The sequence below is a fragment of the Pseudomonas sp. NFPP04 genome, from assembly GCF_900113815.1.
GTDB lineage: Bacteria > Pseudomonadota > Gammaproteobacteria > Pseudomonadales > Pseudomonadaceae > Aquipseudomonas > Aquipseudomonas extremorientalis.
In genome coordinates this window covers 566,792-582,237 of the sequence record NZ_FOQS01000002.1, presented here as the reverse complement: position 1 = coordinate 582,237, position 15,446 = coordinate 566,792, and the positions used below count along the sequence as shown (strand labels likewise).

At 60.0% G+C, this 15,446-nt stretch carries 14 protein-coding genes; 7 read left to right on the top strand and 7 right to left on the bottom strand.

The genetic code is table 11. The annotated features are described in order from the left end of the window. Positions 1–2 precede the first annotated feature (2 nt). Complete coding sequence (locus BM017_RS06570; RefSeq protein ID WP_092242103.1) at positions 3–2,108, bottom strand: putative bifunctional diguanylate cyclase/phosphodiesterase; 2,106 nt, start codon at positions 2,106–2,108, stop codon at positions 3–5. Between the two features lie 310 nt (positions 2,109–2,418). Between BM017_RS06570 and BM017_RS06565 the strand changes: the two genes are divergently transcribed. Together BM017_RS06565 and BM017_RS06560 are read left to right on the top strand one after the other, a co-directional pair. Further along, positions 2,419–3,084 carry a polysaccharide lyase family 7 protein gene (locus tag BM017_RS06565; RefSeq protein WP_071490323.1) on the top strand — a complete coding sequence of 222 codons (666 nt, stop codon included), beginning with the start codon at positions 2,419–2,421 and terminating at the stop codon, positions 3,082–3,084. A 185-nt stretch (positions 3,085–3,269) separates the two neighbouring features. After that, positions 3,270–3,698, top strand: a complete 429-nt coding sequence (locus BM017_RS06560; RefSeq protein WP_092242102.1) for a hypothetical protein — start codon at positions 3,270–3,272, stop codon at positions 3,696–3,698. Between the two features lie 144 nt (positions 3,699–3,842). On the opposite strand, the gene fba is transcribed toward BM017_RS06560, so the two are convergent. The 6 genes from fba to tkt form a co-directional block, all read right to left on the bottom strand. Further along, positions 3,843–4,907, bottom strand: coding sequence for a class II fructose-bisphosphate aldolase (fba, locus tag BM017_RS06555; protein ID WP_003177554.1), 1,065 nt, complete (start codon positions 4,905–4,907; stop codon positions 3,843–3,845). A gap of 268 nt (positions 4,908–5,175) precedes the next feature. Continuing rightward, positions 5,176–5,511, bottom strand: a complete 336-nt coding sequence (locus BM017_RS06550) for an MliC family protein (RefSeq protein WP_071490324.1) — start codon at positions 5,509–5,511, stop codon at positions 5,176–5,178. Between the two features lie 59 nt (positions 5,512–5,570). Then, complete coding sequence (locus tag BM017_RS06545) at positions 5,571–5,798, bottom strand: hypothetical protein (protein WP_092242101.1); 228 nt, start codon at positions 5,796–5,798, stop codon at positions 5,571–5,573. 29 nt (positions 5,799–5,827) lie between these two features. Further along, positions 5,828–6,991 (bottom strand): phosphoglycerate kinase, encoded by a 1,164-nt coding sequence (locus BM017_RS06540; protein WP_092242097.1) that lies wholly within the window; start codon positions 6,989–6,991, stop codon positions 5,828–5,830. A 17-nt stretch (positions 6,992–7,008) separates the two neighbouring features. Next, on the bottom strand, positions 7,009–8,067 hold the full coding sequence (gene epd, locus BM017_RS06535) for an erythrose-4-phosphate dehydrogenase (protein WP_071490327.1): 1,059 nt from the start codon (positions 8,065–8,067) through the stop codon (positions 7,009–7,011). Between the two features lie 138 nt (positions 8,068–8,205). Beyond that, entirely contained in the window at positions 8,206–10,203 is a 1,998-nt protein-coding gene (tkt, locus tag BM017_RS06530) for a transketolase (protein WP_092242094.1), read from the bottom strand. A gap of 261 nt (positions 10,204–10,464) precedes the next feature. Between tkt and BM017_RS06525 the strand changes: the two genes are divergently transcribed. The 5 genes from BM017_RS06525 to BM017_RS06505 all read left to right on the top strand — a co-directional run bounded on the left by BM017_RS06525 (position 10,465) and on the right by BM017_RS06505 (position 15,443). Further along, positions 10,465–11,460: an ArsR/SmtB family transcription factor gene (locus tag BM017_RS06525; protein WP_092242091.1), complete on the top strand. Its 996-nt coding sequence runs from the start codon at positions 10,465–10,467 to the stop codon at positions 11,458–11,460. A 19-nt stretch (positions 11,461–11,479) separates the two neighbouring features. Beyond that, the gene (gene metK / locus BM017_RS06520; RefSeq protein WP_071490330.1) at positions 11,480–12,670 is read left to right on the top strand and encodes a methionine adenosyltransferase; all 1,191 of its coding nucleotides are present in this window, start codon (positions 11,480–11,482) and stop codon (positions 12,668–12,670) included. Between the two features lie 222 nt (positions 12,671–12,892). After that, entirely contained in the window at positions 12,893–13,243 is a 351-nt protein-coding gene (locus BM017_RS06515; protein ID WP_092242088.1) for a DUF1090 family protein, read from the top strand. A gap of 95 nt (positions 13,244–13,338) precedes the next feature. Next, complete coding sequence (gene ligB, locus BM017_RS06510; protein ID WP_092242085.1) at positions 13,339–15,003, top strand: NAD-dependent DNA ligase LigB; 1,665 nt, start codon at positions 13,339–13,341, stop codon at positions 15,001–15,003. 44 nt (positions 15,004–15,047) lie between these two features. Further along, positions 15,048–15,443, top strand: a complete 396-nt coding sequence (locus tag BM017_RS06505) for a DUF1090 domain-containing protein (RefSeq protein WP_092242082.1) — start codon at positions 15,048–15,050, stop codon at positions 15,441–15,443. Positions 15,444–15,446: the final 3 nt, after the last annotated feature.

Here is a 15,446-nt window from a genome sequence, read left to right as displayed (position 1 = left end):
ATTCAGCGCAGGCGAGCGTGGCACCAGTGTGCCACTTCCTCAGCCACCAAGGGCTGCGCCGCCATCGGCCCCTGAATGAAAGGGCAGCCATTGGCCTTCAGCCATTGGGCCTGCTCCTGGGTTTCCACCCCCTCAGCCACCACCACTACATCAAAATGCCCGCACAGCTCGATAATGCTGCGCGCCATCACCTCATCCCGCGCTGAGCCTGGCAGGCGAGCGACCAATTGCGGGTCGAGCTTGAGGGTGTCGAAGGCCAGGTCGCGCAGATGCGCCAGGGAACAGTTGCCCAAGCCAAAGTCATCCAGGGCGGTGCGCACGCCGATCTGGCGCAGCAACTTGAGCTGCTTGATCGACTCTTCAAGGTTGCTCATCAGGCAGTCTTCACTGATTTCCACTTCCAGTTGCCGCCCCTGCAGCCCATGTCGCTCAAGCACCTGCTGCAGTTGGCTCGCCAGGTTGGGCATGTTGAACTGACTGCTGCTCAGGCTCACGCTCAACACCAGTTCATCATCCAAGCCGGCGTGCCAGGCCTGGAGCTGGCCGCCGACCTGCTGGTAAATCCAGGTGCTGAGTTGGCTGATCAGCCGGGCTTCTTCCAGCAACGGCAAAAACAGACCGGGCGGCACATCACCGACACTGGGGTGCTGCCAGCGCAGTAGCGCTTCCACGCCGCGCACACGTCCGTCCGCCAACGCCACCTGGGGCTGGTACACCAGGGTGAACTCCTTGTTTTGAATCGCCGTGCGCACGCCGTCTTCCAGCATCAGGCGCGAACGGGCGCGGCCGTTCATTTCCTGGTCGTAATAGCGATATTGCTGACGACCTGCGCGCTTGGCTTCGTACATGGCGATGTCCGCCGCGCGCAACAGGCCGTTAACGTCCGAACCGCAATCCGGGAACGTGGCGATACCGATACTGACACCGAGCATCACATCCAAACCGTCAACCTGCTGGCAGATAGACACCCGTTCGATCAGTTTTTCCGCAATCTTCGCCGCCTGCTCGGGGAACTCCAGTTCCAGCAGCGCGGTGAACTCATCGCCGCCCATGCGCCCGAGAATGTCGTAGGAACGCAGGCAACCCTGCAACTGCTCCGACACCCAGCGCAGCACCCGGTCGCCGGCGTCATGGCCGAGAGAATCATTGACCCGCTTGAAGCCATCAAGGTCCAGGTACAGCAGCACCAGAGACTGCTCGTTGCGCTCGCTGCGCAGCAAAATGTTCTCGGCCGCCTGGTAAAACCCGCGCCGGTTCAACAGCCCGGTCAGCGGGTCGGTGACTGCCTGGAACTCCAATTGTTGATGCAGGTGACGCACTTCGGACATGTCCAGCACGGTCACCACCATGGCCTTCTGTTCGGCCGGCAGCGGCGCACACGACAACGCCACCGGCACCTGCTGGCCGCGGCTGGTACGCAGGATCGCATCGTGCAAGCGCCAGGTCTGGCCCTGGCGGTAAGCGAGGTACATCTCGAACCCCAGCCAGGCCGGCACATGGGGTTTTTGCAGGAAGCTCAGGAAACTCTCGCCTCGCAACTCGGCCATGGTAGCGTTCAGCAGTCGCGAAATGGCCGGGTTGGCATACTCGATCACACTGCCCTCGCCCACCACCAGAATGCCTTCGGCGGCGTTGTCCAACACCGAGGCATTGAACGCCCGTGCGGACTCCAGCTCATGAGTCAGGCGCTGCAAGGCCCGGCGATTGCGCTGATGCTCCAGCAACGCCTGGACCTTGGGTTTGAGGATATGCGGGTCGAACGGTTTGAACAGGTAATCGATGGCGCCACTGGCATAGCCTTCGAGTACTGCGGCGGGCGACTGGGCATTGGCGGTGAGGAAAATGATCGGGGTCATGCGCGTGCGCTGGCTGCCACGCATCAGGCGCGCCACCTCGAAGCCGTCCATGCCGGGCATCTTCACATCCAGCAGCACCAGGTCGACTTCGTGCTTGAGCAACTTCTCGAGGGCTTCCACACCGGACGCGGCGGTCACCACATGCCAGTCTTCACGCTGTAACAGCGCTCGCATGCTGAGCAGGTTCTCTGGGTAGTCATCGACCACAAGAAGAACCGAATGACCATCGCCGTGGTGTGGAGCGCATTCCATGCTACGTCTCTTCCTTAGGACTACTCCGGTCATTTCTGACAGAAAACCCGGACAAACACTGAGGCCTCACTCTAGCCCCGGTTCAGAAAAAGCAGAAGTAACCTCAGTGCCATCATTGCGCCAAAGTTCAGGAAGCCGACTAACGGTCAATCGCTACAAGCCACGAACCACGGGAAACATGGCTTTTTGGCATTCCTTTGGCGCCAATAAGTTGCCAGCAATGATTTAACAAGACGGTTAACACCACCTATAAAGAACCTGTCTGGCCCAAGGGCCATAGCCTACACCCCTCTGTAAAAAGGCCTACGCCATGATCGACCTATCCACCTGGAACCTCAGCATCCCTGTCGGCTCTCCACCCGCGACCATCGAAACCCCCAGATTGATGAGCGGCTTCAACGACCAATATTTCCAGGCCGAAGGCAGCAACGTCCAATTCTGGACCCCGGTCACCGGCACCCGTACCGAAAACGCCATTTACCCGCGCAGTGAATTGCGCGAGACCTACGCCGATGGCCGCCTGCGCAACTGGACCTATCCGGATGCGGACAACTTCCTGCGTGCCACTCTGGCCGTCAATCAAGTGCCGTCCTCCGGCAAAATCGTGATCGGGCAGATTCACGCCTATGACAGCCAGAAACCACTGATCAAGCTGGAGTATCAATTCAAGGAGAAGACCCAGACCGGCAACATCGTCGCCAAGGTGCGCATGCGCCCGGATGAAGATGAAGGCCGGGTGATCACCGTGGCATCTAATGTGCCGCTGGAAAAAACCTTCACCTATGTGATCAACCTCAACAAGGCTGGGCTGCTCAGTGTGTATGCGGCGGACGGCGAGTGGAACGAACGCATCGGCGCGGCGTGGGGCGCCAAGCCGTTGTATTTCAAGGCGGGAGCGTATGTGCAGGACAACAGTGGCGACAGCAAGGAAGGGGCGCGGGTGACGTTTGCCAAGTTGGATATTGATCACGAGTAAGATTATTTCAATCATCCCCCGCTACGGCGGGGGAATGATTACTTGGATATAACGAACTTCGACGATCGTCTTACCCCTATAGCAAAACAGCATAAAAAAATAGTATTTCTTGCAGTGCGCACCTTAGCGCACATCTCATAAAATCATGTGCGTCCGACTCATGTAACCATTCAGGAGTTAAACACATGCCAACGATAGCCACCATTAACCAACCTGCCGTCTCGGGGTTTGGCGCCGGGTCGCAACCAAAAATATACAATGCCACCCCACCTGGTTCTTTTGCGACGCCGCCCCAAAACATGCCAGTTGTCACCAGGCCCTTCAGGTATCTCGTCTTGTCGCACTTTTTGAGCAACAACACCAGGATAGGCGATGTGCTGACTTATTATTGCTACCCTGTGCCGTCCGCAGGTCTTCCTACGATGTTTCTGGAGCAAATAACTCTTACTGCCGCGCTGCTACAAATTTACATCAACAATAAACGCGAACATTTTGAGAAGGAAATACCCTGCTACCTTCCAAACCCAGGAGTCTATGATGTTTACTGGGAGCTTGAAAATGCATCTCAAACATATACGGAGATCGGACAGAACCTGAGATTTACAGTTGTATAACTAGAGTAATTACTAAGATGGCTTATCCATTACCTGAAAAACTATTGCGTTACTCACGATGAAAAACTGTTCACTGTCCTTAGAAAAATACTTCACGCCTATAAGAAACCCGCATTTCTGCGGGTTTTTTTTGGCGCTATTGGCTTAGTTCACCTTAGCGTTCAACTCACCTTTCAAATACCGCTGATACATCGCTTCCAACGAGATCGGCTTGATCTTCGAAGCATTGCCGGCAGTACCGAAGGCCTCGTAGCGAGCGATACATACATCACGCATCGCGGTCACGGTCGCACCGAAGAACTTACGTGGGTCGAACTCGCTCGGGTTGGTGGCCATCAGGCGACGCATCGCACCGGTGGACGCCAGACGCAGGTCGGTATCGATGTTGACCTTGCGCACGCCGTACTTGATGCCTTCGACGATTTCTTCAACCGGCACGCCGTAGGTTTCTTTGATGTCACCGCCGTACTGGTTGATGATCGCCAGCCACTCTTGCGGCACCGAGGAAGAACCGTGCATCACCAGGTGGGTGTTGGGGATGCGCTTGTGGATTTCCTTGATGCGGTCGATGGCCAGCACGTCGCCAGTAGGTGGCTTGGTGAACTTGTACGCGCCGTGGCTGGTGCCGATGGCGATGGCCAGGGCGTCGACTTGGGTCTTCTTGACGAAGTCGGCGGCTTCTTCCGGATCGGTCAGCATTTGGCTGTGATCCAGCACGCCTTCGGCACCGATGCCGTCTTCTTCGCCGGCCATGCCGGTTTCCAGGGAACCCAGGCAGCCCAGTTCGCCTTCAACAGACACGCCGCAGGCGTGGGCCATGGCTACGGTTTGCTGGGTGACGCGCACGTTGTATTCGTAGTCGGTCGGGGTCTTGCCATCTTCGCCGAGGGAGCCGTCCATCATCACCGAGCTGAAGCCCAGTTGGATGGAGCGCTGGCACACGTCAGGGCTGGTACCGTGGTCCTGGTGCATGCACACCGGGATATGCGGGAATTCTTCGATTGCGGCGAGGATCAGGTGACGCAGGAACGGCGCGCCGGCGTATTTGCGGGCTCCGGCCGAAGCCTGGACGATCACGGGGGAGTCGGTCTTGTCAGCGGCTTCCATGATGGCGCGCATCTGCTCAAGGTTGTTGACGTTAAAGGCTGGGACGCCGTAGCCGAACTCGGCTGCGTGGTCCAGCATTTGACGCATGCTGATAAGTGCCATTGTGTTGTCTCTCCCGGTCGAGGGTCGTTAATCGTGCAAGCCTGCCGTAGCGGCGGCTGCTATTCAAGTTATTGCAGGTCAGGGTTTGCATGCCTGACTTGCTGAATCGTTATTGCTGACTCAGAACCCAATTTGGAACCGAATCTAATGTGGGAGGGGGCTTGCCCCCGATCGCGGTGGATCAGTCAAATGACTCATCACTGACAGACTGCTATCGGGGGCAAGCCCCCTCCCACATTTGGACCTCATTTGTCTTGAGATCGTGGTCTTACTGCGCTTTGCAGCCGCGCCCGATCAAATCATCGGTGGCGACCCAGTAAACCAGGCCTTCCTCACCTTTTGTGTGAAACGCCAATTGGTCGTTGGCATACAGTACGCCCGAGGCGGCAACGTCCTGTTTGAGGCGGTAGACCTGGTCGGAACCGCCGAGGCGTACATCCACCTCGGATTTAGCCGGGTTGGCAAAGCGCCAGTTGACCTCGGCCTTGCTGTCGCAGGTCCAGGTGGTCCACTTGTCGGCCGTTTCGGCCTTGCCGTTGAACATGTTCATGCTGCTGCAGCCGGCCAACAAGGCCAGGGCTGCCAGGGCGAAAACGCCTTTCATTGCCAATCCTCACAGGGCGACCATGGCCGCCGCTGCTGTCGGTTAGTTGATCAGACCCGTCAAGGGCAACCCTGTTCCTGACCGTTGGGCGCGGAGTCGTATTTCTCCAGCCGTTCGTTGCCGATGCGCTTGTTGATCACCGGCATGGTTTCGGCTTGCCAGTCGGCCTGGTAGCAGCTCTTTTTCTGCCCGGAGGCAGGTTCATCTGCCGCAGACTTCGCGTTCGGCGTGCTGCCGCAGCCGGCCAACAGGCCCGCTGCGATCACCAATGCCAACGATTTGATCATGGGAATACTCCTTTTCCGGATCACGAGCCTCAGCCTTTGGCTCGGGTTTCCAGCACTTCAACGGCCGGCAGTACCTTGCCCTCGACGAATTCGAGGAACGCACCGCCACCGGTAGAAATGTAGGAGATCTGCTCAGCAACGCCATATTTATCGATCGCCGCCAACGTGTCGCCGCCACCAGCGATGGAGAAGGCCGAGCTTTCGGCAATGGCGTTGGCCAGCACTTTGGTGCCGTTGCCGAACTGGTCGAATTCAAACACACCAACCGGGCCGTTCCACAGGATGGTCTGCGAAGCTTTCAGCAATTGAGCGAAGTTGGCCGCTGTTTGCGGGCCGATATCCAGGATCATGTCGTCGGCGGCCACGTCAGCGATCAGCTTGACGGTGGCTTCGGCGCTTTCGGCGAATTCCTTGGCCACTACCACGTCCACCGGCAGCGGAACGCTGACTTTGGCGGCGATGGCACGGGCCGTGTCGAGCAGGTCTGGCTCGTAGAGGGACTTGCCTACCGGGTGACCGGCGGCCGCCAGGAAGGTGTTGGCAATGCCGCCGCCGACGATCAGCTGGTTGCAGATCTGGCTCAGGCTGTTGAGCACGTCCAGCTTGGTCGACACCTTGGAACCAGCGACGATGGCCGCCATAGGTTGGGCCGGCGCGCCCAGGGCCTTGCCCAGTGCGTCCAGTTCAGCGGCCAACAGTGGGCCAGCCGCAGCGACCTTGGCGTATTTGGCTACGCCGTGGGTGGAACCTTCGGCGCGGTGGGCGGTGCCGAAGGCGTCCATCACGAACACGTCGCACAGTGCCGCATATTGCTGGGCCAGTTCATCACTGTTCTTTTTCTCGCCCTTGTTGAAGCGCACGTTTTCGAACAGCACGATGTCGCCGGCCTTCACGTCCACGCCACCCAGGTAGTCAGCCACCAGCGGCACGTCGCGGCCCAGGGCTTTGCTCAGGTAGTCGGCCACAGGCTTGAGGCTGTTTTCGGCGGAGAACTCACCTTCGGTCGGGCGACCCAGGTGGGAGCAGACCATCACGGCCGCGCCTTTTTCCAGGGCCAGCTTGATGGTCGGCAGCGAAGCCAGGATTCGCGCATCGCTGGTGACTACACCGTCCTTGACTGGGACGTTGAGGTCTTCGCGGATCAGTACGCGCTTACCTTGCAGATCGAGGTCGGTCATCTTCAACACGGTCATGGGTCGCAGTTCCTGAATTACTGTTGATGAGGTTGTTTAGAGGCGATGTGCAGATAATGTTCCGCAACATCCAGCATTCGGTTGGCAAAACCCCATTCGTTGTCGAACCAGGCCAGGATGTTCACCAGCCTCGGGCCGGAAACGCGGGTCTGGCTGGCATCGACAATCGCCGAATGCGGGTCATGGTTGAAATCACAACTGGCGTGGGGCAACTCGGTGTAGGCCAGCAAGCCTTTGAGCGGGCCGCTGGTGGCGGCATCGCGCAGGATCCGGTTGACCTCCGTCGCGTCAGTATCACTGACAGTCTGCATGGTGATGTCCAGGCAGGACACGTTCACCGTCGGCACCCGTACGGCTTTGGCCTGGATTCGCCCGGCAAGTTCCGGCAACAGTCGCTCGATGCCCCGGGCCAGGCCGGTGGACACCGGAATCACAGACTGGAACGCAGAGCGCGTACGGCGTAGGTCCTCGTGGTGATAGGCGTCGATTACCGGCTGATCGTTCATCGCCGAGTGAATCGTGGTGATCGACACATAGTCCAGGCCGATCGCCTGATCCAGCAAGCGCAACAGCGGCACGCTGCAGTTGGTGGTACAGGAGGCGTTGGACACCAGCCGCTCATCGCCGGTCAGGCAATCCTGGTTGATGCCGTAGACAATGGTGGCGTCGACATCTGCCTCGCTGGCCATCGGCTGGGAAAACAGCACACGCGGCGCGCCGGCGTCGAGGAAACGCTGACCATCGGCACGGGTGTGGTAGACACCGGAACATTCCAGCACCAGGTCGACGCCCAGTGCTTTCCAGTCGATGGCTTCGGGGGTGGCACTGCGCAAGACCTGCACGCAAGTGCCATTAATATGCAGACAATCGCCCTCGACCCGCACTTCGCCGGGGAAGCGGCCGTGGGTGGAGTCAAAGCGTGTCAGGTATTCGATGCTGGCCATGTCAGCCAGGTCGTTGATTGCAACAATTTCAAACCCGGCCGTCGTCCCTCGCTCGAACAGAGCACGCAAGACGCAACGACCAATGCGGCCGTAGCCGTTGAGTGCAACTTTGTAGGGACGCGGTTGAGGCATGGGGTTCTCGATCAAGGTGAGTTCGGTGTTGAAAGCACCATCGCTATCGCGGGCAAGCCCGCTCCCACATTAGACCGCGATCCAAATGTAGGAGCGGGCTTGCCCGCGATGGCGCCAGTACAGACAACGCAGACTGACTTAGTCTTCCAGCAGCTCTTCAGCCTGGCCCAGGATGTTTTCCAGGGTGAAGCCGAACTCTTCGAACAACGCTGGCGCCGGCGCCGACTCACCGTAGGTGGTCATGCCGATCACGCGGCCTTCCAGGCCCACGTACTTGTACCAGTAGTCGGCGTGAGCCGCTTCGATGGCGATACGCGCGCTGACCTGCAACGGCAATACCGACTGCTTGTAGCCGGCGTCCTGGGCTTCGAACACGCTGGTGCAAGGCATCGACACCACGCGCACGTTGCGGCCCTGGGCGGTCAGCTTGTCGTACGCCTGCACGGTCAGGCCCACTTCGGAACCGGTGGAGATCAGGATCAGTTCCGGCTCGCCGATGCAGTCCTTGAGCACGTAGCCGCCACGGCTGATGTCGGCGATCTGCGCGTCGGTACGCACCTGGTGCTGCAAGTTCTGACGCGAGAAGATCAGCGCCGATGGGCCGTCCTTGCGCTCGATGGCGTGCTTCCAGGCCACGGCGGATTCCACCGCGTCGGCTGGGCGCCAGCAATCCAGGTTCGGCGTGGTACGCAGGCTGGTCAGTTGCTCGACCGGCTGGTGCGTCGGGCCGTCTTCGCCCAGGCCGATGGAGTCATGGGTGTACACGTGGATCACGCGTTTCTTCATCAGCGCAGCCATGCGTACGGCGTTGCGGGCGTATTCCATGAACATCAGGAAGGTCGCGCCGTAAGGCACCAGGCCGCCGTGCAGGGACACGCCGTTCATGATGGCGCTCATGCCGAACTCACGCACGCCGTAGTACATGTAGTTGCCGCTGGCGTCTTCCGCCGAGACACCTTTGCAGCCTTTCCACAGGGTCAGGTTGGAACCGGCCAGGTCAGCCGAACCGCCGAGGATCTCTGGCAGCAACGGACCGAAGGCGTTCAGGGTGTTCTGGCTGGCTTTGCGGCTGGCGATGGTCTCGCCCTTGGCCGCGACTTCGGCGATGTAGGCCGAGGCTTTTTCCGAGAAGTCGGCAGGCAGGTCGCCGGCCAGGCGACGCACCAGCTCGTTGGCCAGCTCAGGGAATTCGGCGGAGTAGGCCGCGAAGCGCTGGTCCCACTCGGCTTCGGTGGCCAGGCCTTTTTCCTTGGCGTTCCACTCAGCGTAGATGTCAGCCGGGATTTCGAACGGGCCGTGGTTCCACTTCAGGGCCTCACGGGTCAGGGCGATTTCCGCGTCACCCAGTGGGGCGCCGTGGCAGTCTTCTTTACCCTGCTTGTTCGGCGAACCGAAGCCAATGGTGGTCTTGCAGCAGATCAGGGTCGGCTGCGCGCTCTTGCGGGCGGTATCGATGGCGGTCTTGATCTCTTCCGGATCGTGACCGTCGACATTGCGGATCACCTGCCAGTTATAGGCTTCGAAACGCTTCGGGGTGTCGTCGGTGAACCAGCCTTCGACTTCGCCGTCGATGGAGATGCCGTTGTCGTCGTAGAAGGCAATCAACTTGCCCAGGCCCAGGGTGCCGGCCAGGGACGCGACTTCGTGGGAAATGCCTTCCATCATGCAGCCATCACCCAGGAATACGTAGGTGTGGTGGTCGACGATGTCGTGGCCAGGGCGGTTGAACTGCGCGCCCAGGACTTTTTCAGCCAGCGCGAAGCCTACGGCGTTGGCCAGGCCTTGGCCCAGGGGACCGGTGGTGGTCTCGACGCCTGGGGTGTAGCCGAATTCCGGGTGGCCCGGGGTGCGACTGTGCAGCTGGCGGAAGCTCTTGAGGTCGTCGATGGTGACGTCGTAGCCGGTCAGGTGCAGCAGCGAGTAGATCAGCATCGAGCCATGGCCGTTGGACAGCACGAAGCGGTCACGGTCGGCGAACGACGGGTTGCTCGGGTTGTGTTTCAGGTAGTCACGCCAAAGTACTTCGGCGATATCCGCCATGCCCATCGGGGCACCGGGATGGCCGCTGTTGGCTTTTTGCACGGCATCCATGCTGAGGGCACGAATGGCGTTGGCACGCTCACGACGGCTGGGCATCGCTGATCTCCTGAGGTTTGAATATAAAAGAAACGGAAAAAAGGACCGGCATTTTCCCTCAGCCACCGCCTGCGGGCAATGACAGATAGTCACTTGAGGAGGTTTTTCCTGTGCTTTGGGCGTCAATACCTTGCAGAACCCTTCAAGCTTTTCGTCTAAAGGTTATAGCGACTGCTTATAACCGCCACTTATCGACCAATATCAAAACTTTTTGATATTGGCCTTGCAGGGATACCCACCCGTCACTAGACTGCTGACCATATGAATATACCCATGCACTCACTGCGCCCCGACGACGGCGATGAACTGGCAGCCTTGTGCAAGGCCGCTGGCGACCCGTTGCGTCTGAACGTGTTGCGCGCACTGGCCAACGACTCCTTTGGCGTACTGGAGCTGGCGCAGATCTTCGCCATCGGTCAGTCAGGCATGAGCCATCACCTGAAGGTATTGGCCCAGGCCGAGCTGGTGGCGACCCGCCGTGAAGGCAATGCGATTTTCTATCGGCGCGCCCTGCCCCACACCGAACTGCTGGGCGGCAAGCTGCACACCGCGCTGCTCGAAGAGGTGGACAACCTGAGCCTGCCGTTTGATGTGCAATCGCGCATCGGCCAGGTCCACGGGCAGCGCGCCGCCGCCAGCCAGGACTTTTTCGCGCGGGTAGCAGAGAAGTTTCGCGCCCAGCAGGACCTGATCGCTGGCCTGGCTCAATACCGCGACAGCGTACTGGCGCTGCTGGACAAGCTGAGCTTCAGCGACGAGGCCACAGCGCTGGAAGTCGGACCGGGCGATGGCGGTTTCCTGCCGGAACTGGCGCGGCGGTTTCACCAGGTCACGGCGCTGGACAACAGCCCGGCGATGCTCGACCTGGCACGCCAGCTCTGCGAGCGCGAGTCGCTGGGCAATGTCCGCCTGCAACTGGCCGACGCACTGAGCAGCACGACAATCAAGGCCGACTGCGTGGTGCTGAATATGGTCTTGCACCATTTCGCCGCCCCCGCCGAGGCCCTCAAGCAAATGGCCGGGCTGCTGCACCCCGGCGGTAGCCTGCTGGTTACGGATTTATGCAGCCACAACCAGAATTGGGCCAGGGAGGCCTGCGGTGATCTCTGGTTGGGTTTTGAACAGGATGATCTGGCCCGTTGGGCCACCGCTGCGGGACTCGTTCCCGGGGATAGCCTCTATGTAGGTTTACGCAATGGTTTCCAGATCCAGGTCCGCCATTTTCAGCGGCCGGCTGGCGACACTCACCATCGGTAAATATCAGGAAAACATCGAGATGAGCGAATACTCCCTTTTCACCTCCGAGTCCGTGTCTGAAGGGCATCCGGACAAAATCGCCGACCAGATTTCTGATGCGGTGCTGGACGCCATCATTGCTGAAGACAAGTTCGCCCGTGTGGCGTGCGAGACCCTGGTGAAAACCGGTGTAGCGATCATCGCTGGCGAAGTGACCACCACCGCCTGGGTTGACCTGGAGCAACTGGTTCGTGATGTGATCACCGACATCGGCTACAACAGTTCCGACGTCGGCTTCGACGGTGCGACCTGCGGCGTGATGAACATCATCGGCAAGCAGTCCCCGGACATCAACCAGGGTGTAGACCGCGCCAAGCCGGAAGACCAGGGCGCCGGCGACCAGGGCCTGATGTTCGGCTACGCCAGCAACGAAACCGACGTGTTGATGCCAGCACCGATCACCTTCTCGCACCAGCTTGTGCAGCGTCAGGCAGAAGCCCGCAAATCCGGCCTGCTGCCGTGGCTGCGCCCTGACGCCAAGTCCCAGGTGACCTGCCGTTACGAAGGCGGCAAGGTCGTGGGTATCGACGCGGTTGTACTGTCGACCCAGCACAACCCAGACGTGTCCTACGCCGACCTGCGCGAAGGCGTGATGGAGCTGATCGTCAAGCACGTGCTGCCGGCCGAACTGCTGAGCAAGGACACCCAGTTCCACATCAACCCGACAGGCCAGTTCATCATCGGTGGCCCGGTAGGCGACTGCGGCCTGACCGGTCGCAAGATCATCGTCGACAGCTACGGCGGCATGGCCCGTCACGGCGGCGGCGCGTTCTCGGGTAAAGACCCGTCCAAGGTTGACCGCTCGGCAGCCTACGCGGGTCGTTACGTGGCGAAGAATATCGTCGCGGCCGGCCTGGCCGAGCGCTGCGAGATCCAGGTTTCCTACGCTATCGGCGTGGCCCAGCCTACGTCGATCTCGCTGAATACCTTCGGCACCGGCAAGATCAGCGACGATAAGATCGTCAAGCTGGTGCGTGAGGTCTTCGACCTGCGCCCTTACGCGATCACCACCATGCTCGACCTGCTGCACCCGATGTACCAGGAAACCGCAGCGTACGGCCACTTCGGCCGTACCCCTGCGCAGAAGACTGTCGGCGACGACACCTTCACCACCTTCACCTGGGAAAAAACCGACCGCGCCAACGACCTGCGCACCGCCGCCGGCCTGTAAACGCTCAAGGTGCACAAAAGCCCCGCCAGGTTCGCCTGGCGGGGCTTTTTATTGCATCGCACTTTGCGCGACACCCCTCACACTTTTTGGATCCAAAGCTTGCAGGCCCAATGATGGCCCTCTAGAATCCGCGCCCTCTCGGGCCTCTCACCTTATTTGGATATTGCCCTGCGCCAGCCCGGGAGTTCCAAGCGCGCAGGCAATCGAACATTGAGGTTTTTCATGCGCATCTCCACGCTCGCCCCTGCCGCCCTTCTGCTCAGCCTGTTCGCCCTGCCGGTCCACGCCGCCGACCTGAGCGCACTGAGCGGTGCCCTGAGCTCGCAGCTCGGTGGCGGCAATTCCGGCGACTGCCAGAAGCAAGCCGCAGACCTGCAAACCAGGATCGATGCAGCCGAAGCCCAGAAGGACACCTTGAAAGTGAAGGCCTTCAAAGCCGCTCAAGACCAGATCAACAAAGGCTGTGACAAACTTTCCGAAGCGCAGGCCAAAGCCGATGCCAAGCAACAAACACAGGAAGCCAAGGCTGATAAACCTGACGCGGTGAAAGCCCTGGGCGGCCTGTTCAAGTAAACAGAAACACCCGGTAAAAAGCCCCGCGCTGTCGGGGCTTTTTTGTGGCCGCAGGGTTCCATTAGGCTGGGCACCCTTTTCGAGCAAGGATGCTCATGATGCGCCTACCGATAGCCCTTTTACTCAGTATTTTATCGTTCAGCCTGTGGGCCGAAGATTGCCCCGACGATGCTCGGGCACAGGTCAGCACCCTGGCCGAACAACTCCGCCAGTGGGATGACAGCTACCACCGGCTCGGCCAATCCCCTGTGAGCGATGAGCTCTACGACCAGGCCCGCCAGCGACTGGCCCACTGGCGCCAGTGTTTCCCCGACACCCCTTTGACGCCCGACAACCCACTGGCGAGCGCACGCGGTACCCGGCCGCATCCCGTTGCCCATACCGGCCTGGAGAAACTGCTGGATGAACAGGCAGTCGCTGCCTGGCTGGTCAACCGCGAGGATGTCTGGATTCAACCGAAGGTGGACGGTGTGGCGGTGACCCTGGTGTATCGCAAGGGGCGCCTGAGCCAAGTCATCAGCCGCGGCGATGGAGCAAGGGGTCACGACTGGTCTGCCTCAGCGCGCAAAATCCCCGGCATAGTCCAGCAGTTGCCCGAGCCCATTGATCTCGTATTACAAGGCGAACTCTATTGGCACCTCGGCGACCATGTGCAGTCGGCAAATGGTGGGCTCAATGCCCGCAGCAAGGTAGCCGGGTTGATGAACCGCAAGCAATTGAGCGACAGCGACGCCGCATGCATTGGCCTGTTCGTCTGGGCTTGGCCGAAAGGGCCGGCGACATTTACCGAACGCCTCGCCACACTGGCACGCTGGGGCTTCACCGATAGCCAACGCTACAGCCATCCCATTCGAAACATCACCGATGCCTCGCATTGGCGCACCTATTGGTACAACCATCCATTGCCGTTCGCCAGCGATGGCGTGGTGCTGCACCAGGCGCAGCGCGCACCCGCCGAACGCTGGCAGGTTAATGCGCCGTATTGGGCAGTCGCCTGGAAGTACCCAGCGGCCAAGGCGTTGGCACTGGTGCGCAACGTTGAGTTCAAGGTCGGACGCACCGGACGCATCACCCCCATGCTGGAACTGGAGCCGGTACGCTTGGACGACCGGAAAATCAGCCGGGTAAGTGTCGGCTCATTGGTACGCTGGCAAGCGTTGGATATCCGACCTGGCGACCAGGTCGCGGTCAGCCTGGCGGGCCAGGTTATTCCTCGGTTGGACGCGGTCATTTTGCGCAGTACCACCAGGGTGGACCTGCCAGTGCCCAACCCTGCCAAATTCCATGCGCTGAGCTGCTGGCAACTGGACCCCGATTGCGAGGAACAATTACTGGCACGCCTTACCTGGCTCAGCGGCAACCAGGGCCTCGCGTTGCCACACGTAGGTCGTGAAACCTGGAACGTATTGATCCAGGCCGGTCTAATCGCAGGCTTTCTCGATTGGTTAACCCTGGACGCGGCAGAGCTTGCTAACATTGATGGCTTCGGTGATCGCAGCCGCGAACGCCTACTCGAAAGCCTTCACAGCGCTCGGCAGCGGCCCTTTGCACAATGGCTCAAGGCCCTGGGTGTACCGCCTGCGGCACGTAACAACCTGGAGGGCGACTGGCAAACGCTGGTCGCCAGAGACACCCAGGCCTGGCTGAACATTGATGGCATCGGCCCGGGCCGCGCAGCGCAATTAAGCGCTTTTTTTCGCGACCCGCATGTACAGGCCTTGGCTGAAACATTACGCATGGCGGGGATAGACGGGTTTTGAACCCCGCTGCCCCTCGCCATCAGATTGCGACTTTGGAGCCCCACATGAAATTTCTAATCCCTTTTGCCTTGCTGACCGTCGCAAGCTTCATGACCACACCGTTGCTGGCCGCTGAACAAGCCGCTCCCCTCACCGGCTGCGCCGCCAAACGCCAAGCCATCAGCACCCAGATCGAACAAGCCAAGGCCCACGGCAACAGCGCGCAACAAGCCGGCCTGGAAAAAGCCCTGAGTGAAGTCACCGCCAACTGCACCGACGCGTCCCTGAAGAAGGAGCGTGAAAACAAGGTACTCGACGCCAAGCACGAAGTCAGCCGCCGTCAGGCCGACCTCGACAAGGCCATGAAAAAAGGCGACGCGGACAAGATCAACAAGCGCAAGGACAAGCTCGCCGAGTCCCGCAAGGAACTGCAGGACGCGGTGGAAGAACTCGACCAGTAAAAC